A 23,211-nucleotide genomic window follows, 5' to 3' on the forward strand; every position below is an offset into this window, starting at 1 on the left:
CGAGGCGGGTCAGCCGGCCCGGTGGACGACCGCGTCGCACAGCTCCAGCAGCGCCGCCTTGGCGTCGCACTCCCGCAGCGGGGCGAGCGCGGCGCGGGCCTCCTCCGCGTACCGGACGGTGTCCCGGCGGGCCTGCTCCAGCGCGGGGTGGGCGCGCAGCGCGGCCAGCGCCTCGGCGTGCCGGGCGTCGTCGCTGAGGTCCGAGTCCAGCAGCTCGCACAGGGCGATGTCCTCGGGCAGCCGCAGGCGGGCGGCGCGCTCGCGCAGCCGGAGCACGGGCAGCGTGGGGATGCCCTCGCGCAGGTCGGTGCCCGGTGTCTTGCCCGACTCGTGGGAGTCGGAGGCGACGTCCAGGACGTCGTCGGCGAGCTGGAAGGCGACCCCGAGCCGCTCGCCGTACTGGGTGAGCACGTCGACGACCGTCTCGTCGGCGCCCGACATCATCGCCCCGAACCGGCAGGACACGGCCACCAGCGAGCCCGTCTTGCCGGCGAGCACGTCGAGGTAGTGCTCGACCGGGTCGCGGCCGTCGGAGGGACCGGCGGTCTCCAGGATCTGGCCGGTGACCAGCCGTTCGAACGCGAGGGCCTGCACCCGGACCGCCTCGGGGCCGAGGTCGGCGAGGATCTGGGAGGCGCGGGCGAAGAGGAAGTCGCCGGTGAGGACCGCGACGGAGTTGCCCCAGCGGGTGTTGGCGCTGTCCACGCCGCGTCGCACGGCCGCCTCGTCCATGACGTCGTCGTGGTACAGCGTGGCCAGGTGGGTCAGCTCCACGACCACGGCCGACGGCACGACGCCCGGCGCGTAGGGGTCGCCGAACTGGGCCGCGAGCATCACGAGCAGCGGCCGGAACCGCTTCCCGCCGGCCCGTACGAGGTGCTGCGCTGCCTCCGTGATGAACGGGACCTCGCTCTTGGTGGCCTCGAGCAAGCCTTCCTCGACAGCCGCCAATCCGGCCTGGACATCGGCTTCCAGAGCCTGGTCCCGCACGCTCAGCCCGAACGGCCCGACGACGGTCACGAGGGGTCTCCTGTCTGCTGGTGTCTACTGGCGATTACACGGTTTGTCGATAGGTCGCTGCCATCACTCAAGTCAGCGTATCCGGTCCCTGTTCGATCACCGATAGCGCCCACCGGTCCAGCCCGGGTGCTACCGGGCCATGACCGGTATGTTTTCGATCAAGTGGTAAAAACGTACATTCATCGACTTAACAGGAACCCACCCGCTTTGTCGCGAACGACAGGCGGGCGGAGCCTCCCCGTGCACCCTCCTCCATGCCGCCGCGATCACCTACGGCATCGGCAGACATCGCGATCACCACGACAACGACGGGCACCATGCCACGGGTTCCGCCACTCAGCCGATCCACGCAAATCCCTCATGTCGGATTTGGAATACTTTGTTATTTCGTGAGTTGGGTCACGCGCCGCCTCACAGGCGGGAACCCGCCGCACCCCTCTCCCTCTTTGCCCGGGCGGCGAGTTGAGACTTGGCAACCGCAAAGGATCAAGTACCCCACACGGCATCGATCAAGGCCAAATGGGGCATTATGTGACGCAGACACTTGTTCCCGGCGTGTGCTCTCGCATACCTTCCCGGCCGTCGGGCGGACGCCGAATCCTGCCGCCGCCCGCTCACCCATCCACGGACCATTCGTACGGCAGGAGCGGGGGACCCAGGTAAGTCGCCGGACCGGTCGGCACCGCACCGGTACGGCTAGGGGTGAAGCCGTGTCTCCTTTGGGCACGGCCGGGCACCTCCCCGCCCGAACCCGACAGCTCACCTCGCAGGCGTCGGAGAGGAACGTCCCCATGCCTGCAGCCGCTCGGCACCGCCGACCCCGCAACAGCCGCCTCGCCCGCGTCCTCGCCGCCGCCGGCACCGGCGCCGCCGTACTCGCCCTGCCGCTCATCGGCGCCACCAGCGCCTCCGCGGCCACCACCAGCGGCACCACGACCCCCGCCACCCCCGGCGGGTACCGGAACAACCTGGACGGCTGGATCCGCCAGTCGCTCGCGATCATGTCCCAGAAGGGCATCCCCGGCACCTACGACGGCATTTACCGCAACATCATGCGGGAGTCCTCCGGCAACCCGAACGCCGTCAACCTGTGGGACTCCAACGCCGCCGCGGGCATCCCGTCCAAGGGCCTGCTCCAGGTGATCGATCCCACGTTCAAGGCGTACCACGTGGCCGGCACCTCCTTCAGCCCGTACGACCCCGTCGCCAACATCACCGCGGCCTGCAACTACGCCGCCGCCCGCTACGGGTCCATCGACAACGTCAACAGCGCCTACTGACGGCCCTCCACACACCTCCACAGCCCACTCCCTGAGGGCCCCTGCGCCTCCACGGGCCCGCCCCTGAACGGTCCAGCGACTCCGGCCGCCGCCGGCGCCGCGGCCGCTCCGACCCCGGCCGCCCGGCACGTTCCCCGCACCTGACGGACGGGGGTGTACCGGGCGGCCGCCGGGCATCCGGCACGCGTGCGCGTGCGCGCGTACACGCGCACACGCGGGCCGCGCGCGGCCTTCGCCGGGCGGCCGAGTACCGATGTGCCGGCGGCCGGTCCGTCCGGTGCGCGAGGGTCAGCGGACCGGAAACAGTCGTTCGAGGGCGACGGCGACGCCGTCGTCCTCGTTCGACAGGGTGATCTCGTCCGCCACCGCCTTGAGTTCGGGATGCGCGTTGGCCATGGCGATCCCGCGCCCCGCCCAGTCGAACATCGGGATGTCGTTGGGCATGTCGCCGAACGCCAGCGCCTCCCCCGCCGCGACCCCGAGACGCTCGGCGGCCAGCGCGAGACCGGTCGCCTTGGTCACCCCGCACGGCTGCAGCTCCACGGTCCCCGGCCCGGACATGGTGACCGTGGCCAGCGAGCCCACCACCGCGCGCGCCACGGCCGCCAACTCGTCGTCCGACAGGACGGCATGGCGCAGCAGCACCTTGCTGATCGGCGCGCACCACAGGTCGTCGCGCCGGCCGACCCGGACCGCCGGCAGGGTCGGGTGCGGCATCCGGTACCCGGGCTCGATGAGCGTGAGCCCCTCCACGCCGTCCTGGTCGACGGCCGCGTAGACCTGCCCCACCTCGGCCTCGATCTTGCCGAGCGCGGTCTCGGCGAGCTCCCGGTCCAGCCGGACCGACCACAGCAGCCGGCCGCTCCCGGCGTCGTAGACCTGTGCGCCCTGTCCGCACACCGCGAGCCCCGTGCAGCCGAGGCGCGCGAGCAGGGGCCGTACCCGCGGGGCCGGGCGGCCCGTGACCACCAGGTGCCGGGCGCCGGCCCGCGCCACCCGCGCGAGCGCGGCGAACGACCGGTCGGAGACGGTGTCGTCGCCGCGCAGCAGCGTTCCGTCCAGGTCGGTGGCGATCAGTGCATATGCGGGGGAGGCTGCCATGATCAGAGAATACGGATACCGCGCCCCCTCGACTCACCGTGCCGCCCTGCGCACTTACGTGCTGATCGGCCCCAAGTGGCGTTCCCCCGCTCCCTGATGGCCGGCTCGAGGGGTGACCGGACGCGGGCCGGTGACGTGACGCATGGTTCCGCATCCGTGTCAGCCGTGTGCCGCCGCCAGGTGTTTCGCCAGGCGCGGGGAGGCGAACTCCGTGCCGCAGACGAAACGCATCACCGGGCCGTACGACGACGCCGCCGGCAGACCGGTGAAGTACAGGCCGGGGACGGACGACGCGAAGCCGGCGCCGAGCTTGGGGGCGCCGCGGCTCACCGCGAGCCGGGTGCGCAGTCCGTGGCCGAGGAAGTCCATCGCCGCGATGTCGACGCGGTAGCCGGTGGCGGCGATGACGTGGTCGGCGGTGAGCCGCTCGGTGCGCCCGCCGTGGGTGCGGACGGTGAGGACGGGGCTGCCGTCCGGCGCCTCCGCGGCCACGACCCGCTCCACCTCCTGCACCTGTACGGCGCTTTCGAAGCGCTCGCGCAGCCACCAGGCACCGAGCGGGCCGAGGACCCGGCGGACCAGGAAGTGCCGCGCGGCCTCGGGCAGATAGCGGTAGGGGTGCGGGTAGTAGCTGAGCGCCCACAGCGACCAGGCGCGGCCGAACGGGGACTCGGGCCGCAGTTTCGGCTGCTTCCAGGGTGGGGCGCCGAAGGCCACCCGGCCACGGCCGCGCGCGACGACACGCACGCGTGCCCCCGCTTCGGCAGCGAGCGCCGCCGTCTCCAGCGCGGACTGGCCGGCGCCGACCACGATCAGCTCCTTGCGGGCGAAGCGGCCCAGGTCGTGGTGCTGGGAACTGTGCGAGACCGCTGCGGTGGGCGCCGGTCCGTCGGCCGCGGCACCCGCGAGCTCCGCCGGCAGATACGCCAGGCCCGACAGCCCGGTGGCGACGACGACCGCGCGCGCGGTGAACATCTCACCCGAGTCCAGTTTCAGTTCGAAGCCGCCGCTGTTGTCGCGGTCCACGGAGACGACCCGCACCCGCTCCAGGTCGGGCACCAGCTGCTGCTGGAACCACTCGCCGTAGGCGATGAACGTCTCCACCGGGATGATGTCCTCGTCGGTCACCAGGCGGCGGATGCCGGCCGCGTCGCAGTAGTCGGCGAGGGTGTGTCCGGGCTGGGGGCAGTCGAAGTCGGAGGCGGCGGGCGTGGACTTCAGAAGCATGCCCTCGGGCATGTGGTCGCGCCAGCTGACCACGGGGTCGCCGAAGACGCGGACGGGAACGCCGCGCGCCCGCAGATGGGCGGCGGTGGACAGGCCGAACGGCCCGGCCCCGATCACTGCAACCGGTCGAGTCACGAAGTCCCTCCCCAGGACACGGTGTGCCACGCGCGGTGGCCTTGCCTACTTCGTGGAAGTGCCGCTGCCGCGGCGGTTGGTCCGCCACAGCTGATACAGGTGCTTCGCGCCCGGGCGCACGAAGCGGGCGAGCATCGTGAGGAACGGCAGCGGGTCGTCACCCGCGAACCAGGCCAGCTCCGTCCCGCTCGCCCTCGCCGGCGCGTGCGGCGTCGTATAGCCGCTGCGGCGGTAGGCGAGGAGGGCGGGCAGGTCGATGTTCTCCACGATGTAGCGGTGGCCGGCCCGCTGTTCCCCCTCCGGAACGGGGCGGCCGGTCAGGTTCAGATGCATCGCGCGTACGACGTCCACGCCCGACTCGTTCTCGAACAGCCGGAACTGGGCGCCCATGCGCGGGTTGAAGTCGAGGAGCTTGTACTGTCCGTCGCGCCGGTCGAAGCGCAGGTCGAGGTCGATGATGCCGCTGTAGCCGATCTGTTTGATGAAACGCGCGGCGAGGTCGGCGAGTTCCGGATTGTCGACGACGTACGCGTTCGCCGTCATGCCGGCGTGCGGCGGCCACGAGCGCACCTTGACGCCGGTGAACAGCGCGAGCGGGCTGGAGTCCTGGTCGAAGCAGGCGTGCACGATCCAGTCCTCGGCCTCCTCGCGCGGCAGGTACTCCTGGAGGATCACGCCGGGTCTGTCGCCCCAGTCACGCGCGAGGGAGAGCAGCCCCGCGCGCGTGGCGATCTTCGTGGTGCCGTTGACGGCGGGCTTGCTGCGCCGGACGAACGCCTCCCGGTTCTTGGCCACCACCGGGAAGCGGGCCGTGTCGGCGAAGGCGACGATGTCCTCGTACGACTCCGGGAACGCCGACGCGGGACTGGCCAGGCCGTGCTCCACGCACAGTTCGTGCAGACCCTGCTTGCTGGCGAGCCGGCGCGGCAGCCCGGGATCGACGCGCGGGAACAGAAAGGAACCGGCCAGCTCGTCCTGGTGCTCGGCGATCAGTACGGCGGCCTCCTCGTCCGTGGGGACGAGGACGGCGGGGCGGCCGATACGGCGGCCGACGCGCAGCAGCCCCTCGACCAGGTGTCCGGGGTCCTCCGCGCCGGTCGTCGGCCACACGAAGGCCCTCTTCAGATAGCGCGAGGAGGCCGCGGGCGTGTACGCGTCCTCCGTGATGGCGTACATGGGCACACCCAGCCGGCCCAGGCTGCGGATGGCGCCGACGCCGCCGTGGTGCAGCGGATAGTCGCCGAACTTGACGATCAGTCCCGGCACGTCCCGGTCCGCCTCGAATGGCACACCGACGGTGTCTCCGGCCACGGGTCCCCCCACGTGTCCCCCCAAATGGAACGGACCCACCCCGTCCGTGTCCCCAAAGGACGCTAAGCCGGAATTGCCGCCTCCGACAAGGCCTATTCGGACATTGCGAACTCTTTAGGCGGGGTGCGGGCAACCTTTCGAAGGCCCCTCGACACATACCTTTCGGGCACTTCCCGGACACTCCTCGGAGCGCGGCATGGGGCTCTGCCCAAGACACGCATCACAGCCGTAACGTGTGGCCCGACCACATGGAACGATCGCCATGCACGGCCCGGATGAGAGTGAGGCAGCACCCCATGCCCCCCTTCGACGTCCCCGAGGGCGACCCCTTCGGCCCGCACAACCTTCCCTATGGCGTGTTCTCGCCCTCCGGCAGCACGGAGCGCAGGGTCGGTGTCCGGCTCGGGGACCAGGTCCTCGACGCGGGCGCCGCAGCCGCCGCCCTGGGCTCGCCGCACCACTCGCTGCTGGCGCGGCCCACCCTCAACGCACTGCTGGCCGCCGGCCGCCCGGCCTGGTCCGAGGTACGGCGCGCGCTCACGGACTGGGTCACCGACCCCGCGCACCGCGAGACCGTCGAGCCGCTGTTCCACCCCCTGTCCGAGGTGACCCTGCACCTGCCTTTCGAGGTGGCGGACTACGTCGACTTCTACGCCTCGGAGAACCACGCCCGCAACGTCGGCCGGATCTTCCGCCCCGACGCCGAGGACTCCCTCACCCCCAACTGGAAGCACCTGCCGATCGGTTACCACGGCCGCTCCGGCACGGTCGTCGTGTCGGGCACGGACGTCGTACGGCCGTCCGGGCAGCGCAAGGCCCCCACCGACCCGGCACCCGTCTTCGGCCCGTCGGTCCGGCTGGACATCGAGGCCGAGGTCGGCTTCGTCGTGGGCGTGCCCTCCGCCCTGGGCAGCCCGGTGCCACTGGACCGCTTCCGCGACCACGTCTTCGGGCTGTGCCTGCTCAACGACTGGTCCGCACGCGACATCCAGGCCTGGGAGTACGTCCCCCTCGGTCCCTTCCTCGGCAAGTCCTTCGCGACCTCCGTGTCGGCGTGGATCACCCCGCTGGAAGCGCTGGAGCACGCGCGCGTGGCGCCTCCGCAGCGCACGCACCCGCTGCTGCCCTACTTGGACGACTCGGCGCCCGGCATCGAACCCGGCGGCTACGACCTGCGGATCTCCATCGCCGTCAACGGGCATGTGGTCTCCGAGCCGCCGTTCTCGACCATGTACTGGACCGCCGCCCAGCAACTCGCCCACATGACCGTGAACGGCGCCTCGCTGCGCACCGGCGACCTGTACGGCTCGGGCACGGTGAGCGGCCCCGAGGAGCGCCAGCGCGGCTCGCTGCTGGAGCTGACCTGGAACGGCCGGGACCCCCTCGACCTCCCGGACGGCAAACGCGCCTTCCTTGAGGACGGCGACGTGGTGACCCTCTCGGCCTGGGCTCCTGGCGCCAACGGACTGCGTGTCGGCCTGGGTGAGGTCAGCGGGCGGATCGTGGCGGGCTGACGGACGGCGGCGCGGCCTGGGCACGGGCGCCGGCACCTCGGTGATCCCGCCACCGCCGGCGCTCGTCTCCCCGGCCGCCGCCCTGCGGCTGGGCGACTCCTCCGCCCCCGTGCGGCGGGCGCCCCGACGCGAACGAAAGAGGCGGCCGGAGCCGCGGAACGGATCGTCTCCGAGACCTGACTCCGGCCGCCCTTCACCGTCATACTGGGCGGACACGCACCACGCGACGCGCCCTCGCGCGCATCGCTCCGCACCACCCGACACCCGACAACTCTCCGATCAGGAACCGGAGCCCCGGCATGACCGTCTGCCTGCTCCTGCTGAGCGTCGTCGCCCTCACGGCCGCCCTGCCGGTGCCGCGCGCGCTGACCCGCGCCGCATGGCCCGAGCGGGAACCGGTGGTCGCGTTGTGGGTGTGGCAGTGCCTGGTCGCCACCGTCCTGCTGTGCTGCCTGGCCGCACTGGTCCTGGGCGCGGCGGCCGTCTTCCACACCGTCCGCGACCGGGTGTTCGCCCCCGCGCCGCCCTCCGTCACCGCCGCCTACGACCTCTCCTCCACGCCGGTGTGGGCCACCGCCCTCACCATGCTGCTGGCGTGCGGGGCAGCCTGGACGACGGCGATGCTGGCCCGGGAACTGGTGGAGGCCCGCCGCAGCCGCGGCCAGGCCCGTGCGCAGCTCCGGGAGCGCGCCCCCGACCTGCCGGCCGGGCTTCCGGCGGCGCGCGGCCCGATGCTGGTGCTGGAGGACGAGTACCCAGACGCCTGGTGGATGCCGGGGCACCCGCCGCAGCTGGTCGTGACGACCGGAGCGCTGCAACGCCTCACCGATCACCAGCTGGATGCCGTCCTCACCCATGAACGCGGGCACGCGCGTGCCCATCACGACTGGCTGCTGCACCTGTCCACCGCGCTCGCCACGGGCTTCCCGCGCGTGCCGCTGTTCGCGCACTTCTGCGACCAGACGCACCGCCTGGTCGAGCTGGCCGCCGACGACACCGCGTCGCGGCGCTGCGGACACCTCACCACGGCTCTCGCCCTGATCGAGCTGAACCAGCACCGGGGCGTGCTGTCCTGCGCCTCCAGCCGGCGCCTCCTCGGCGAACGCGTGGACCGCCTGCTGGAGCCGCCGCCCCGGCTGCTCCGCCGGCACCGGGCCCTGACGACGACGGTGGCCGCACTGGTGCCCCTGCTGCCCCTGCTGATCACGTTCGCCCCGGGCCTGACGGCACTGTCCTGACCGGCCCGCCGGGTGGCGCATCTGCCCGGCGGAACAGGCAGACGCGCAGCTCAGTGCCGTATCCCACGGCCCCTCAGGCGGCGCAACACAGCGGCAACACCACTTTCCCTACCGCGTCGGTATGGTTCCAGCCATGCCAGCCACCGACCGTCCCCGCGACCATGCCGGTCAGGGCGCCGCGACCACCGTCGCCGCCCACCGCACGCGTCGCCGGCTGCGTGCGGACCGGGCCCGGCAACTCGCCGATCTGCTGCGCCACCAGATCCTCACCGGCGCCTTCCACGGCGGCCCCCTCCCCCACGAATCGACCCTCGCCGCCGACTACCGCGCCTCCCGCAACACCGTCCGCCAATCCCTGGACCTGCTGCGGGCCGAGAGCCTCGTGGAACGGCTGCCCGGCGTCGGCACCGTGGTCGTCGCCCGCAAATACCCGCACGGGCTCGACCGTCTGATGGGCCTCGCGGAAACCCTCCGCGAACACGGCCGCGTCACCAACGAGGTCCGCACCATGGGCCCCGCGCCCGCACCCGCCCCGGTGGCCGACCGCCTCCGCGTCCCCGCCGGCGCCGACGTCCTCTACATCGAACGCCTGCGCCGCCTGAACGGCCTGCCCCTCTCCCTCGACCTCACCTACATCCCGCTCGACCTCGGCACCGCCCTGCTCGGCGCAGACCTGGAGAACACCGATGTCTTCCGCCTCCTGGAAGCCATCACCGGCCGGCCCCTCGGCCACGCCGAGATCACCCTGGAGGCGGTGACGGCGGACGCCCACTCCGCCGCCGTGCTCGAGGCCCCGCGCGGCGCCGCCGTACTCATGCTGGAACGCCTCACCCACCTCGCCGACGGCCGCCCCGTCGACCTGGAGTTCATCCGCTTCCGCGGCGACCGCATCACGATGAGCGGCCTGCTCCACCGGTCGTAGCGCACCCGCCGCACTCACCCCTGCCTGCACGTTTCCTGGAGACAGCCATGCCCTTGGCGCCCCAGCGGGCCGACGTGCCCGTGACCATCGACGAGTCGAAGTGCATCGACGGCTGCACCCTCTGCGTGGACATGTGCCCGCTGGACTCCCTCGCCATCGACGAGACCAGCGGCAAGGCGTACATGCACGTCGACGAGTGCTGGTACTGCGGCCCGTGCGCGGCCCGCTGCCCCACCGGAGCCGTCACCGTCAACATGCCCTACCTGCTCCGGTGAGAGGTACAACCACCATGAAACGAACCGCCGTCGCCGGATCCGCCGTCGCCCTTCTGCTTCCCCTGTCCGCCTGCGGCGGCAGCGCGGAGGCGGGCAGCGGCTCCACGGTCACCGTGACCGTCGGCTACCAGTCCAAGACCATCAACACCGTCACCGCAGGCACCCTGCTGCGGTCCCTCGGCTCCTTCGAGAAGCAGCTCAACTCCCTGCACGACGGGCACACCTACAAGGTCGACTGGCAGGACTACGCCACCGGCGCCCCGATCACCGCCCAGATGACCGCCGGAAAGATCGACATCGGTTCGATGGGTGACTTCCCGCTGCTGCTCAACGCGGCCCGCGGAAAGCAGCTCGGACGCCCCACCCGCCTGGTGTCGGTGACCGGCTACAACCTGCGCGGCGGTCTCAACACGGTCGTCACCGCACCCGACTCCAAGCTCACCACCCTGCAGGACCTGAAGGGCAAGAAGGTCTCCACCAGCGTCGGATCCGCCGCCGACGGCACCCTCGTACGGGCCCTGCAGCGCGCCGGCATCGACCCGGACAAGGGCATCTCCAAACTCAACCAGCAGCCGGCCGTGGGCGCCTCGGCGCTCTCCTCGGGCGGCGTGGACGCCCTGTCGCAGTTCGTGGCATGGCCGGGCCTGCTCGCCTACCAGGGCAAGGCGAAGGCCCTGTACGACGGCGCCGAGCTGAACCTGCCCACCTTCCACGGCGTCACCGCCCGCGAGGACTTCGCCCGGCGGCATCCGGCGGTTCTGGGGGCCTTCCTGAAGGCCCAGGCGGAGGCGACGGACTATCTCAGCGCCCATCCCGTGACCGCCGCCGAGAAGGTCGCCAAGGCCACCGGCCTGCCCGCCGAGGTCGTCTACCTCTACAACGGCGCTCACGGCATCGCCACCTTCGACCCGGCCGTCAAACCGCAGCTCGTCTCCGCGCTGAAGCAGGACGTGTCCGTGCTGAAGGCCGCCAAGCTGACCGGCGACGTCGACGTGGACTCCTTCGTCGACGACCGTTACGTCAAGAAGGCCCTCGGCGCGTCCTACGCCCGGCGGCTAGCGGCCGGACCCGCCCCGGCCGCCGGCGAGGTATGGCCCAAGGGCAGTGAGAAGACCCTCTCCTTCAAGTCGCCCAACGAACTGCTGGCCTACGTGGCCGCCCACCAGGGCGGCATCCACGCCGCCTACGTACCGGACGCCACCACCGGCACCCTGTGGTTCGCCGACAAGGCGGTGTGGGTGGCCGACGGTGACCGGCTGCTGCCGTTCGTCGCCCCGTCAACGGCTCACGCGTACGTCACCGCCCACGGCGGCGCCCACACGGTGTCGTACCGGGAGGCCCTGGAGCGTGCCTCATGACCCGGCATCCCCTGGCGCGGTATGCGCTCCGCACGGCCTCCCTCGCCGCTCTGCTCGGGCTGTGGCAGGTGCTGACCAGCCTGAACGTCGACCTGTGGCTGCGTTTCTCGCAGTTCCCGACGGTCGCCGACGTGGCCCGCGCCTTCGCCGGCCGGCTCTCCGGCGGCGACTACTGGACCGATCTCACCGACAGCCTCACCCGCATCCTCACCGGTTTCGCGCTGGCCGCCGTCCTCGGCGTGGCCACCGGCGTGCTGGTGGCCCGCTCGCGCCTGGCCGAGGACCTGCTCGGTCCGGTCCTGGAGGTGATCCGCCCGATCCCGGCGATCGCCCTCGTCCCGGTCGCGATCCTGCTGTTCCCCTCCAACGAGCAGGGCATCGTCTTCATCACCTGCACCGCCGCCTTCTTCCCCGTCCTGGTCTCCACCCGGCACGCGGTCCGCGCGCTGCCGCCTGTCTGGGAGGAAGCGGTGCGCACCATGGGCGGCGGCCGGCTGCGGATCCTCGGTTCGGTCGTGCTGCCAGGGGCGCTGCCCGGCATCTTCGGCGGGCTGTCGGTCGGCATCGGCGTGTCGTGGATCTGCGTGATCTCCGCCGAGATGATCTCCGGCCAGTACGGGGTCGGCTACCGCACCTGGCAGGACTACACGGTGGTGAACTACCCGGGCGTCTTCGTCGGCATGGTCACCATCGGCATCCTCGGCTGGGTCACCTCCACGGCCGTGGAACTCATCGGACGGCGCCTGACCCACTGGCTGCCCCGCGCCTCGTACATCCCCGTCGGCCGCGCCCGCGCGCCCCGGCCCGTCACAGCCCCCGTCCCCACCGATCGCGAGCCCGATCCCGAGCACCAGGCCCAGCGCGAGCAGCAGGGCGAGAAGGACACCGAGGAGGCCCGTGATGAGCACCTCGTCTGAGACCGTGACCGCTCCCGTCGCGCCGGTTTCCGGGGACGCCGTGCGAGGCACCCGGCTCACCTTCCGGGCCGCCACGCTCGGCCGCCCGGGCGCGCCGGTGCTGTACGACGTCGGCCTGGACGTCTCCCCCGGTGAGATCCTCACCGTCGTCGGCCCTTCCGGCTGCGGCAAGTCCACGCTGCTGCGCACGCTCGCCGGGCTGCTGTCTCCGCTGGGCGGCACGGTGGAGGCGGACGGCGTCCCCTTGGCGGGGGCGTCGGCGGACCGGGCGCTGGTCTTCCAGGAGGACGCGCTGCTGCCGTGGCGCACCTTGCGCGGGAACGTCGAACTGCCGCTCGCCATCAGCGGCGTGCCGCGCGCGGAACGGCGTTCGCGCGCCGAGTCGTGGCTCGGCCGGGTCGGACTCAGCCTGCAGGCGGGGCAGTTGCCGCACCGGGTGTCCGGCGGGCAGCGCCAGCGCGCCCAGTTGGCCCGCGCGTTGGCGGACAGCCCGCGGGCCCTCCTGATGGACGAGCCCTTCGGCGCCCTGGACGCCCAGACCCGTTCGGGCATGCAGGACCTGCTGGTCGAGGTGTTGCGCGGCACCGGTGCGACCGTCGTCTTCGTCACGCACGACGTGGACGAGGCCCTCTTCCTCGGCGATCGTGTGGCCCTGCTCGGTTCCGGCCGGGTGGCCGCCGTACGGGACGTTCCCGGGCCGCGCGACCGCGGCGCCGTCGACGCCCCGGCCCGCGTGGCCCTGCGCCGCGACATCCTTTCCTCGCTCGGCTCCTGAAAGGCACCCCGGTGACCACCCCCGCGTCCACTTCCCTGGAGATTCCCGCCGTCACCGACGCCGAGGAGCTGAGCTGTGACGTCCTCGTCGTCGGCGGCGGCACCGCCGGCACCATGGCCGCGCTGACCGCCGCCGAGCGCGGCGCGAGGGTCCTGCTGCTGGAGAAGGCCCACGTCCGCCACTCCGGTGCGCTCGCCATGGGCATGGACGGCGTCAACAACGCGGTCGTTCCCGGCCGCGCCGAACCCGACGACTACGTCGCCGAGATCACCCGCGCCAACGACGGCATCGTCGACCAGTCCACGGTCCGGCAGACCGCGACCCGCGGGTTCGCGATGGTCCAGCGGCTGGAGTCGTACGGGATCAAGTTCGAGAAGGACGAGCACGGAGAGTACGCGGTGCGCCAGGTGCATCGCTCCGGCTCGTACGTACTGCCGATGCCAGAGGGCAAGGATGTCAAAAAGGTCCTGTACCGGCAGCTGCGGCGGCGCGAGATGCGGGAACGGATCCGGATCGAGAACCGGGTGATGCCGGTGCGGGTCCTGACCGCCGGCGGGCGGGCCGTGGGCGTCGCCGGCTTCCACACGCGCACCGGCGCCTTCGTCACCGTCCGCGCGGGCGCCGTGATCCTCGCGACCGGCGCCTGCGGCCGGCTCGGCCTGCCCGCCTCCGGCTACCTCTACGGCACCTACGAGAACCCCACCAACGCCGGTGACGGGTACGCGATGGCCTACCACGCAGGCGCCGAGCTGACCGGCATCGAGTGCTTCCAGATCAACCCGCTGATCAAGGACTACAACGGCCCGGCCTGCGCCTACGTCGCCAACCCTTTCGGCGGCTACCAGGTCAACCGGCACGGTGAGCGTTTCGTGGACTCCGACTACTGGTCGGGGCAGATGATGGCCGAGTTCGCCGCCGAGGTCGCCAGCGACCGCGGCCCGGTCTACCTCAAGCTCAGCCACCTTCCCGAGGAGTCGATCTCCGCGCTGGAGTCGATCCTGCATTCCACCGAGCGGCCCACTCGCGGCACGTTCCACGCCGGCCGCGGGCACGACTACCGTACCCACGACGTCGAGATGCACATCTCCGAGATCGGCCTGTGCGGCGGCCACTCGGCCTCCGGTGTCCGTGTCGACGACCACGCCCGTACGACCGTGCCCCGTCTGTACGCCGCCGGCGACCTCGCCTGCGTCCCGCACAACTACATGATCGGCGCTTTCGTCTTCGGCGACCTCGCGGGCGCGGACGCCGCTCAGTACACCGCGTACGAGGGGGAGCTTCCCGCCGACCAGGTGGCCGAGGCGCACGAGCTGATCTACCGCCCGCTGCGCAACCCGGACGGCCCGCCGCAGCCCCAGGTCGAGTACAAGTTGCGCCGCTTCGTGAACGACTACGTGGCACCGCCGAAGTCCGGCGCCCGGCTCTCGCTCGCCCTGGAGGCCTTCGAGCGGATGCGCGCCGACATCGCGGCCATGGGCGCCCGCACCCCGCACGAGCTGATGCGCTGCGCCGAGGTGACGTTCATCCGGGACTGCGCCGAGATGGCCGCCCGTGCCTCTCTCGCCCGCACCGAGTCCCGCTGGGGCCTCTACCACGACCGTCTCGACCATCCCGGCCGGGACGACGTGTCCTGGTTCCACCATCTCGATCTGCACAAGTCCCCCTCTGGTGCGATGGAGTTCACGGCTCGTCCCGTGGCTCCGTATCTGGTTCCGGTCGAGGAGTTCACGCCGGTCGGCGGTCCTTCCCGGCGGCTGGGCGAGGTCCGTGCCGAGGACGTGGCCACGGCCGGGCCGCGTGAGGCGGCACCGGTCGCCGGCGGACCGGTGTCCGTGCGCGCCGCCGCTGCGGCCGGCCGGGCCGGTACGCCGGGCACCGCCTCGCCCCGGCTCCTGGAACTGCTGGAGCTGGCCGAGGCGGAGCCCGAACTCGCCTTGCTGGAGCCGTACTTGGGCGACGCCGATCCTGCCGTCCGCCGTACGGCGGTCTCGGTCCTCACCGAGACCGTGCCGCCGGGCACCGCGCAGGCCCTGGCGGGTGCCCTCCTCGACCCCGATGCCGAGGTCCGTGCGACCGCCGCGGCCGTGCTGCGGGAGCTGGTCGAGACCCTGCCGCCGGAGCCCGCGCTGGGCGCCGCCCTGACCGGTGCCCTCGCCGCGGCCGACCCCGTGGTCCGGGCTGCCGCCCTTGATGTGCTGCGCGCGCTGCGGCTCGGTGGGGCCGGGGTGTTCGCGGCGGCGCTGGACGACCCCGACGTCACCGTCCGCACCGAGGCCGTACGGGCGCTCGTCTCGGTCGATGCGGTCGGGCTCCTCGCGCGTGCCGCGGACGATCCCGCCCGGGAGGTCCGGGTCGCGGTGGCCAAGGCCCTGGCCGCCGTCGGCACCGAGTCCCTGGCCTCTGCGGACCGTGATCTGCCGGTGGCCGCCCTGGGCCGGCTCACCGTGGACGGTGATCCGCTGGTGCGCGGTGCCGCGTTCGCCGCGCTGGCCGGTACCGGCTGCCCGGTGCCGCTCGCCGAGCGTGCCGTGGCCGCGCTGTCCGACCCGGCGTGGCAGGTCCGCGCGGGCGCCGCCACCGCCTTGTCGGTCGCCTCCGCCGAGACCGCGGTCCCCGCCCTCGCCAAGGCGCTGGCCGACTCGAACGCCGATGTCCGCAAGGCGGCGGTGCTGGCTCTGACCCGGCACCGTGCAGCCGAGGAGGCGCGTGCGGCGCTCGCCACGGCCACGGCCGACTCGGACGCGGACGTCAGGGCTTACGCGGCACGGGGCGTGTGACCGTTCCCCGCATCCCCTTGGACGGGCTCGCTATATCCAGTCGTCCGGCTCCGGCTCCTGGTCGGGCTCGGGCCAGTCGGCGGGCGGGGTGTCGGCGGCCGGGCTGTCGGCGGCGGGGGCGGGTCCGTCCAGGGAGGCCAGCACGGCCAGCACGCCTTCTCCGTAGGTCGCCAGCTTCTTCTCGCCGACACCGCTGACCGTGCCCAGTTCGCGCACCGAGGCGGGCCGGCGGCTGACGATCTCCCGCAGCGTGGCGTCGTGGAAGATGACGTACGCCGGTACGCCCTGCTCGCGGGCCTGTTCGGCGCGCCAGGCGCGCAGCGCCTCGAAGGCGGGCAGCAGCTCGTCGGGCAGGTCCGCGGCGGCCGCCTTGGCCTTGCGGTCGCCGGACGCGCCGGGCTGCCGCGACCGGGTGGCGACCGGTTTCTTCGGCTCCTTGCGCAGCGGCACCTGGCGCTCGCTGCGCAGCACCGAGCCGCTCGCCTCGGTGAGGACCAGGGTGCCGTACTCCCCCTCGACCGCGAGCAGTCCCTGGGCGAGCAGCTGCCGGATGACACCGCGCCATTCGGCCTCGGTGAGGTCCTGGCCGATGCCGAAGACGGACAGCTGGTCGTGGTCGAACTGGATGACCTTGCCGGTGCGTTTGCCGAGCAGGATGTCGACGATCTGCACGGCGCCGAACTTCTGCCCGCGCTCGCGCTGCAGCCGCACCACGGTCGACAGCACCTTCTGCGCGGCGACCGTGCCGTCCCAGGTCTCCGGCGGGGTGAGGCAGGTGTCGCAGTTGCCGCAGGCCGCCGCGTCGGGGTCCTGGCCGAAGTAGGCGAGCAGCTGGCCGCGGCGGCACTGGGCCGTCTCGCACAGGGCGAGCATGGCGTCGAGGTGCGCGGAGGCCCGGCGGCGGAACGCCTCGTCGCCCTCGCCGGACTGGATCAGCTTGCGCTGCTGTATGACGTCGTTCAGGCCGTACGCCATCCAGGCCGTGGACGGCAGTCCGTCGCGGCCGGCGCGGCCGGTCTCCTGGTAGTAGCCCTCGATCGACTTGGGCAGGTCCAGGTGGGCGACGAAGCGGACGTCCGGCTTGTCGATGCCCATGCCGAAGGCGATGGTCGCCACCACGACCAGGCCGTCCTCGCGCAGGAACCGGGACTGGTGGGCGGCGCGCGTGCCCGCGTCCAGGCCCGCGTGATAGGGAACGGCCTCGATGCCGTTGGCGGTGAGGAACTCCGCCGTGCGCTCCACCGAGTTGCGTGACAGGCAGTAGACGATGCCGGCGTCGCCGGGGTGCTCCTGCCGGAGGAAGGCCAGGAGCTGCTTCCTCGGGTCGGCCTTGGGCACGATCCGGTACTGGATGTTGGGCCGGTCGAAGCTGGCGACGAAGTGCCGGGCCGTCGGCAGGTTGAGCCGCTGGGTGATCTCCTGGTGGGTGGCGCGGGTGGCCGTGGCCGTGAGGGCGATCCGCGGGACGTCCGGCCAGCGCTCGCCGAGGAGGGAGAGGGTGAGATAGTCGGGGCGGAAGTCGTGGCCCCACTGGGACACGCAGTGCGCCTCGTCGATCGCGAAGACGGAGATCTTGCCGCGTGAGAGCAGGTCGAGCGTGGCGTCCAGGCGCAGCCGCTCGGGCGCCAGGTACAGCAGGTCCAGCTCGTCGGCGAGGAACTCGGCCTCGACCATGCGCCGCTCGTCGAAGTCCTGCGTGGAGTTGATGAAGCCAGCGCGCACGCCGAGGGCGCGCAGGGCGTCCACCTGGTCCTGCATGAGAGCGATCAGCGGTGAGATCACCACGCCGGTGCCGGGTCTGACCAGGGCCGGGATCTGGTAGCACAGCGACTTGCCGCCGCCGGTGGGCATGAGGACGACGGCGTCGCCGCCCGCCACCACATGCTCGATGATGGCTTCCTGCTCGCCCCGGAAGGCGTCGTATCCGAAGACCCGGTGCAGTGTGGCCAGCGTCTCGCTGCCGGCCGTGTCCGGCCCCTCGGTCACCTGTGGCATCTCGCTGATCCCGCCCGTCGCACCCATCGTCCTGTCCCCCGCCGGTCCCCCGTGTGTCGTATCTCGACCGCTGCCTCCACCATAGGGGCCCGGACCGACAGCCCCGGAGTTATCCACAGGCTCGTGGATCCTCCGTGGGCAGCGCGACGGCCCGGCACCCCCCGAAGTGCCGGGCCGTCGTGCTGCCGGGAAGTGTCAGCGCACGAACACTCCCGCCTGGCCGGCCAGGTCCAGGAAGTACTGCGGAGCCACACCCAGCACCAGCGTCACCGCGACGCCGACGGCGATCGCCATCATGGTCAGCGGGGACGGGACGGCCACCGTCGGGCCCTCCGGCCTGGGCTCGCTGAAGAACATCAGCACGATCACGCGGATGTAGAAGAACGCGGCGATCGCCGAGGAGATCACACCGATGACGACCAGCGGGGCCGCGCCGCCGTCCGCCGCCGCCTTGAACACGGCGAACTTCCCCGCGAAACCGGAGGTCAGCGGGATGCCGGCGAAGGCAAGGAGGAAGACGGCGAAGACGGCCGCGACCAGCGGGGAGCGGCGGCCCAGACCGGCCCACTTCGACAGGTGGGTGGCCTCGCCGCCGGCGTCGCGCACCAGCGTGACCACGGCGAACGCGCCGATCGTCACGAAGGAGTAGCCGGCCAGGTAGAAGAGGACCGAGGAGACGCCGTCCTTCGAGGTGGCGATGACACCCGCGAGGATGAATCCGGCGTGCGCGATGGACGAGTACGCCAGCAGCCGCTTGATGTCGGTCTGTGTGATCGCGACGATCGCGCCGCCGAGCATGGTGACGATCGCCACCGCCCACATGACCGGCCGCCAGTCCCAGCGCATTCCGGGCAGGACGACGTACAGCAGGCGCAGCAGCGCGCCGAACGCGGCCACCTTCGTCGCCGCGGCCATGAAGCCGGTGACGGGCGTCGGCGCGCCCTGGTAGACGTCCGGCGTCCACATGTGGAACGGCACGGCGCCCACCTTGAACAGCAGGCCCATCACGATCAGGGCGCTGCCGAGCAGCAGCAGCGCGTCGTTGCCCATGGTGCCCGCGAGCGCCGGGTCGACGTTGGTGACCGTGCCGTCGACGACCTGGGCGATGCGTGCGTACGACACGGAGCCCGCGTAGCCGTACAGCAGGGCGATGCCGAACAGGGTGAACGCGGAGGCGAACGCGCCGAGCAGGAAGTACTTGACGGCGGCTTCCTGCGACATCAGCCGCTTGCGGCGGGCCAGCGCGCACAGCAGGTACAGCGGCAGGGAGAAGACTTCCAGGGCCACGAACAGGGTCAGCAGGTCGTTGGCCGAGGGGAACACCAGCATGCCGGAGATCGCGAAGAGCAGCAGCGGGAAGGCCTCGGTGGTGGTGAAACCGGCCTTGACCGCGGCCTTCTCGCTGTCGCTGCCGGGCACGGAGGCGGCCTGAGCGGCGAAGGAGTCGACGCGGTTGCCGTGCGCGGCCGGGTCCAGGCGCCGCTCGGCGAAGGTGAACAGGCCGACGAGTCCGGCCAGCAGGATCGTGCCCTGCAGGAACAGGGACGGGCCGTCGACCGCGATCGCCCCCATGGCCGCGATGTGCGCCTTGGTGGTGCCGTAGCCGTCGGCGGCCAGCGCGACCACCGCGGCGAACGCGGCGCACAGCGCGACGACGGACACGAACACCTGGGCGTAGTAGCGGGACCTGCGCGGGAGGAAGGCCTCGATCAGCACCCCGACCAGGGCCGCGCCGACGACGATCAGCGTCGGCGACAACTGTCCGTACTCGATCTTGGGTGCCGGGATCTTCGTGATCGGGTCGGCCGCGGTTGTCCACAGGCTGTGGACGGCTGTTGTGCTCACTTGGCCGCCTCCACCGAGGGCTTGGGGTCGGTCTTGTGTACGTCGGACATGGTCTGCTTGACCGCCGGGTTGACGATGTCCGTGACGGGCTTCGGATAGACGCCCAGGAAGATCAGCAGGACGATCAGCGGGGCGACGACCAGCAGTTCCCGCACACGGAGGTCGGGCATCGCCGACACCTCGGGTTTCACCGGGCCCGTCATCGTCCGCTGATACAGCACGAGGGTGTAAAGGGCGGCGAGGACGATGCCGAAGGTGGCGATGATGCCGATCACCGGGTAACGCGTGAAGGTGCCGACCAGGACCAGGAACTCGCTCACGAACGGGGCGAGTCCGGGCAGCGAGAGGGTCGCGAGGCCGCCGATCAGGAAGGTGCCGGCGAGCACCGGGGCGACCTTCTGCACGCCTCCGTAGTCGGCGATGAGCCGCGAGCCGCGCCGGGAGATCAGGAAGCCGGCGACCAGCATCAGCGCGGCCGTGGAGATGCCGTGGTTGACCATGTAGAGGGTCGCACCGGACTGGCCCTGGCTGGTCATCGCGAAGATGCCCATGATGATGAAGCCGAAGTGCGAGATCGACGCGTAGGCGACCAGGCGCTTGATGTCCCGCTGGCCGACGGCGAGCAGTGCGCCGTAGACGATGCTGATCAGGGCCAGGACGAGGATGACCGGCGTCGCCCACTTGCTGGCCTGCGGGAACAGCTGGAGGCAGAAGCGGAGCATCGCGAAGGTGCCCACCTTGTCGACGACCGCGGTGATGAGGACGGCGACCGGAGCGGTGGACTCCTGCATGGCGTTGGGCAGCCAGGTGTGCAGCGGCCACAGCGGCGCCTTCACCGCGAAGGCGAAGAAGAAGCCGAGGAACAGCCAGCGTTCGGTGCTCGTGGCCATGTGCAGCGAGCCGTTGGCGCGGGCCTGCGCGATCTCCTGGAGGCTGAAGTTCCCGGCGACCACGTAGAGGCCGATCACCGCGGCCAGCATGATCAGACCGCCGACCAGGTTGTAGAGCAGGAACTTCACCGCCGCGTACGACCGCTGGGTCGAGGCCGCTGCCTCGCCCTGCGCGTGGGCGCGGTCTCCGAAGCCGCCGATGAGGAAGTACATCGGGATGAGCATGGCTTCGAAGAAGATGTAGAAGAGGAAGACGTCGGTGGACTCGAAGGAGATCAGCACCATCGCCTCGACGGCGAGGATGAGGGCGAAGAAGCCCTGGGTGGGCCGCCAGCGGCGGCTGCCCGTCTCCAGCGGGTCGGCGTCGTGCCAGCCCGCGAGGATGATGAACGGGATGAGGACGGCGGTCAGGGCGATCAGCGCCACCGCGATGCCGTCGACGCCCAGTTCGTAGCGCACGCCGAAGTCCTTGATCCAGGCGTGGGACTCGGTGAGCTGGTAGCGGGAGCCGCCCGGGTCGAAGCGGACCAGGACGACGATCGCCAGGGCGAGCGTGGCGAGCGAGACGAGCAGCGCCAGCCACTTCGCGGCGGTGCGCTGCGCGGCCGGTACGGCGGCCGTGGCGACGGCCCCTACGGCCGGGAGCGCCGCCGTCGCTGTCAGCAGAGGAAAGGACATCGGTATCAGACCGCCCTCATCAGCAGGGTGGCGGCGACCAGGAGTGCCGCACCGCCGAACATCGAGACCGCGTAGGAGCGGGCGAAGCCGTTCTGGATCCGGCGCAGCCGGCCGGACAGGCCGCCGAAGCCGGCCGCCGTGCCGTTGACGACGCCGTCGACCAGGGTGTGGTCGACGTACACCAGGGAGCGCGTGAGGTGTTCGCCGCCGCGCACCAGGACCACGTGGTTGAAGTCGTCCTGGAGCAGGTCGCGGCGGGCCGCGCGGGTGAGGAGCGAGCCGCGCGGGGCGACGGCGGGCACCGGCTTGCGGCCGTACTGGGCCCAGGCGATGCCGACACCGATGACCAGGCAGACCATGGTCGCGGCGGTGACCGTCGCGGCGCCGACCGGGGAGTGGCCCTCGCTGTGTCCGGTGACCGGTTCCAGCCACTTGAGGAAGCGGTCGCCGATGCTGAAGAAGCCACCGCCGAAGACGGAGCCGACGGCCAGCACGATCATCGGGATCGTCATGACCTTCGGGGACTCGTGCGGGTGCGGTTCGGCGTGCTCGCCGTGGTGCTCGGCGGCGGGCTCCGCGCTCGGGGCCTCAGGGGAGCGGGTGGGCTGGTTCTTCCAGCGCTCCTCGCCGAAGAACGTCATGAGCATCACGCGCGTCATGTAGAAGGCGGTGATGGCCGCGCCCAGCAGGGCCGCGCCGCCGAGGATCCAGCCCTCGGTGCCGCCCTTGGCGAAGGCCGCCTCGATGATCTTGTCCTTGGAGAAGAAGCCGGACAGGCCCGGGAAGCCGATGATGGCGAGGTAGCCGAGGCCGAAGGTGATGAAGGTGACCGGCATGTACGTGCGCAGGCCGCCGTACTTGCGCATGTCGACCTCGTCGTTCATGCCGTGCATGACGGAGCCGGCGCCGAGGAACAGGCCGGCTTTGAAGAAGCCGTGCGTCACCAGGTGCATGATCGCGAAGACGTAGCCGATGGGGCCGAGGCCCGCGGCGAGCACCATGTAGCCGATCTGCGACATGGTCGAGCCGGCCAGCGCCTTCTTGATGTCGTCCTTGGCACAACCGACGATCGCACCGAACAGGAGCGTGACCGCGCCGACCACGGTGACGGCGAGCTGTGCGTCGGGGGCGGCGTTGAAGATGGCTCCGGAGCGGACGATCAGGTACACGCCCGCGGTCACCATCGTCGCGGCGTGGATCAGGGCCGAGACGGGCGTCGGGCCCTCCATGGCGTCGCCGAGCCAGGACTGCAGCGGCACCTGGGCGGACTTGCCGCAGGCGGCGAGCAGCAGCATCAGGCCGATGGCGGTCAGCTTGCCCTCGGAGGTGTCGCCGGTGTGGCTGAGGACCGGGCCGAAGGCGAAACTGCCGAAGGTGGTGAACATCAGCATGACCGCGATCGACAGGCCCATGTCGCCGACGCGGTTGACCAGGAAGGCCTTCTTCGCGGCCGTCGCGGCGCTGGGCTTGTGCTGCCAGAAGCCGATCAGCAGGTAGGAGGCGAGGCCGACGCCCTCCCAGCCGACGTACAGCAGCAGGTAGTTGTCGGCGAGGACGAGCAGCAGCATCGCCGCGAGGAACAGGTTCAGGTAGCCGAAGAAGCGGCGGCGCCGCTCGTCGTGCTCCATGTACCCGACCGAGTAAAGGTGGATCAGCGAGCCGACGCCCGTGATGAGCAGGACGAACGTCATGGACAGCTGGTCCAGGCGGAAGGTGATGTCCGCCTGGAAGCCGGCCACCGGCACCCAGCTGAACAGGTGCTGCGTCAGCGTCCGGTTGTCGGCCCCCTTGCCCAGCAGGTCGGCGAAGAGGGCGATACCGAAGGCGAAGGAGACGAACGACAGCAGCGTGCCGATCCAGTGGCCGACGGCATCGAGCCGCCGGCCGCCGACCAGGAGGACGGCCGCTCCGAGCAGGGGCGCCGCGATGAGCAGCGCGATCAGGTTCTCCACG

The 23,211-nt window shown here is 71.6% G+C and carries 17 protein-coding genes and 1 riboswitch; of the genes, 9 read left to right on the plus strand and 8 right to left on the minus strand.

The window, feature by feature from the left end; all coding sequences use genetic code 11:
* Positions 1-9: 9 nt before the first annotated feature.
* Positions 10-1,020, minus strand: coding sequence for a polyprenyl synthetase family protein (locus OG956_RS14515; protein WP_330338387.1), 1,011 nt, complete (start codon positions 1,018-1,020; stop codon positions 10-12).
* A 616-nt stretch (positions 1,021-1,636) separates the two neighbouring features.
* Positions 1,637-1,808, plus strand: a riboswitch (cyclic di-AMP (ydaO/yuaA leader).
* A 3-nt stretch (positions 1,809-1,811) separates the two neighbouring features.
* Between OG956_RS14515 and OG956_RS14520 the strand changes: the two genes are divergently transcribed.
* Positions 1,812-2,300 (plus strand): transglycosylase SLT domain-containing protein, encoded by a 489-nt coding sequence (locus tag OG956_RS14520; RefSeq protein ID WP_330338388.1) that lies wholly within the window; start codon positions 1,812-1,814, stop codon positions 2,298-2,300.
* 288 nt (positions 2,301-2,588) lie between these two features.
* On the opposite strand, the gene OG956_RS14525 is transcribed toward OG956_RS14520, so the two are convergent.
* The 3 genes from OG956_RS14525 to OG956_RS14535 form a co-directional block, all read right to left on the minus strand.
* Entirely contained in the window at positions 2,589-3,401 is an 813-nt protein-coding gene (locus OG956_RS14525; protein ID WP_330338389.1) for an HAD family hydrolase, read from the minus strand.
* A 159-nt stretch (positions 3,402-3,560) separates the two neighbouring features.
* The gene (locus OG956_RS14530) at positions 3,561-4,763 is read right to left on the minus strand and encodes an FAD-dependent oxidoreductase (protein ID WP_330338390.1); all 1,203 of its coding nucleotides are present in this window, start codon (positions 4,761-4,763) and stop codon (positions 3,561-3,563) included.
* 45 nt (positions 4,764-4,808) lie between these two features.
* Positions 4,809-6,053 carry a carboxylate--amine ligase gene (locus OG956_RS14535; RefSeq protein WP_330338391.1) on the minus strand — a complete coding sequence of 415 codons (1,245 nt, stop codon included), beginning with the start codon at positions 6,051-6,053 and terminating at the stop codon, positions 4,809-4,811.
* 317 nt (positions 6,054-6,370) lie between these two features.
* Between OG956_RS14535 and fahA the strand changes: the two genes are divergently transcribed.
* The 8 genes from fahA (at position 6,371) to OG956_RS14575 (ending at position 15,850) form a co-directional block, all read left to right on the plus strand.
* The gene (fahA, locus tag OG956_RS14540; RefSeq protein ID WP_330338392.1) at positions 6,371-7,588 is read left to right on the plus strand and encodes a fumarylacetoacetase; all 1,218 of its coding nucleotides are present in this window, start codon (positions 6,371-6,373) and stop codon (positions 7,586-7,588) included.
* Positions 7,589-7,887: 299 nt separating this feature from the next.
* The gene (locus OG956_RS14545) at positions 7,888-8,826 is read left to right on the plus strand and encodes a M56 family metallopeptidase (RefSeq protein WP_330338393.1); all 939 of its coding nucleotides are present in this window, start codon (positions 7,888-7,890) and stop codon (positions 8,824-8,826) included.
* Between the two features lie 133 nt (positions 8,827-8,959).
* A complete protein-coding gene (locus tag OG956_RS14550) occupies positions 8,960-9,748 on the plus strand; it encodes a GntR family transcriptional regulator (protein WP_330338394.1) in 789 nt (262 codons plus the stop codon).
* Between the two features lie 47 nt (positions 9,749-9,795).
* Positions 9,796-10,023 (plus strand): 4Fe-4S dicluster domain-containing protein, encoded by a 228-nt coding sequence (locus OG956_RS14555; protein ID WP_067119265.1) that lies wholly within the window; start codon positions 9,796-9,798, stop codon positions 10,021-10,023.
* 14 nt (positions 10,024-10,037) lie between these two features.
* Entirely contained in the window at positions 10,038-11,381 is a 1,344-nt protein-coding gene (locus OG956_RS14560) for an ABC transporter substrate-binding protein (protein ID WP_330338395.1), read from the plus strand.
* A complete protein-coding gene (locus tag OG956_RS14565; RefSeq protein WP_330338396.1) occupies positions 11,378-12,298 on the plus strand; it encodes an ABC transporter permease in 921 nt (306 codons plus the stop codon). Before OG956_RS14560 ends, OG956_RS14565 begins: the two co-directional genes overlap by 4 nt.
* The gene (locus OG956_RS14570) at positions 12,282-13,073 is read left to right on the plus strand and encodes an ABC transporter ATP-binding protein (RefSeq protein ID WP_330338397.1); all 792 of its coding nucleotides are present in this window, start codon (positions 12,282-12,284) and stop codon (positions 13,071-13,073) included. Before OG956_RS14565 ends, OG956_RS14570 begins: the two co-directional genes overlap by 17 nt.
* 11 nt (positions 13,074-13,084) lie before the next feature.
* Positions 13,085-15,850 (plus strand): fumarate reductase/succinate dehydrogenase flavoprotein subunit, encoded by a 2,766-nt coding sequence (locus tag OG956_RS14575; RefSeq protein ID WP_330338398.1) that lies wholly within the window; start codon positions 13,085-13,087, stop codon positions 15,848-15,850.
* Positions 15,851-15,880: 30 nt separating this feature from the next.
* Here the strand turns inward: OG956_RS14575 and recQ are convergent, their stop codons facing one another.
* The 4 genes from recQ to nuoL form a co-directional block, all read right to left on the minus strand.
* A complete protein-coding gene (gene recQ / locus OG956_RS14580) occupies positions 15,881-17,872 on the minus strand; it encodes a DNA helicase RecQ (protein ID WP_330338399.1) in 1,992 nt (663 codons plus the stop codon).
* A 168-nt stretch (positions 17,873-18,040) separates the two neighbouring features.
* The gene (gene nuoN, locus OG956_RS14585) at positions 18,041-19,690 is read right to left on the minus strand and encodes an NADH-quinone oxidoreductase subunit NuoN (protein ID WP_330338400.1); all 1,650 of its coding nucleotides are present in this window, start codon (positions 19,688-19,690) and stop codon (positions 18,041-18,043) included.
* Complete coding sequence (locus OG956_RS14590) at positions 19,687-21,258, minus strand: NADH-quinone oxidoreductase subunit M (protein ID WP_330338401.1); 1,572 nt, start codon at positions 21,256-21,258, stop codon at positions 19,687-19,689. The genes nuoN and OG956_RS14590 overlap by 4 nt, the downstream gene beginning before the upstream one ends.
* A gap of 5 nt (positions 21,259-21,263) precedes the next feature.
* The gene (gene nuoL, locus OG956_RS14595) at positions 21,264-23,210 is read right to left on the minus strand and encodes an NADH-quinone oxidoreductase subunit L (protein WP_330338402.1); all 1,947 of its coding nucleotides are present in this window, start codon (positions 23,208-23,210) and stop codon (positions 21,264-21,266) included.
* Position 23,211 lies beyond the last annotated feature (1 nt).

The sequence above is a fragment of the Streptomyces sp. NBC_00557 genome, assembly GCF_036345995.1.
In the GTDB taxonomy this organism is placed as follows: Bacteria; Actinomycetota; Actinomycetes; order Streptomycetales; family Streptomycetaceae; genus Streptomyces.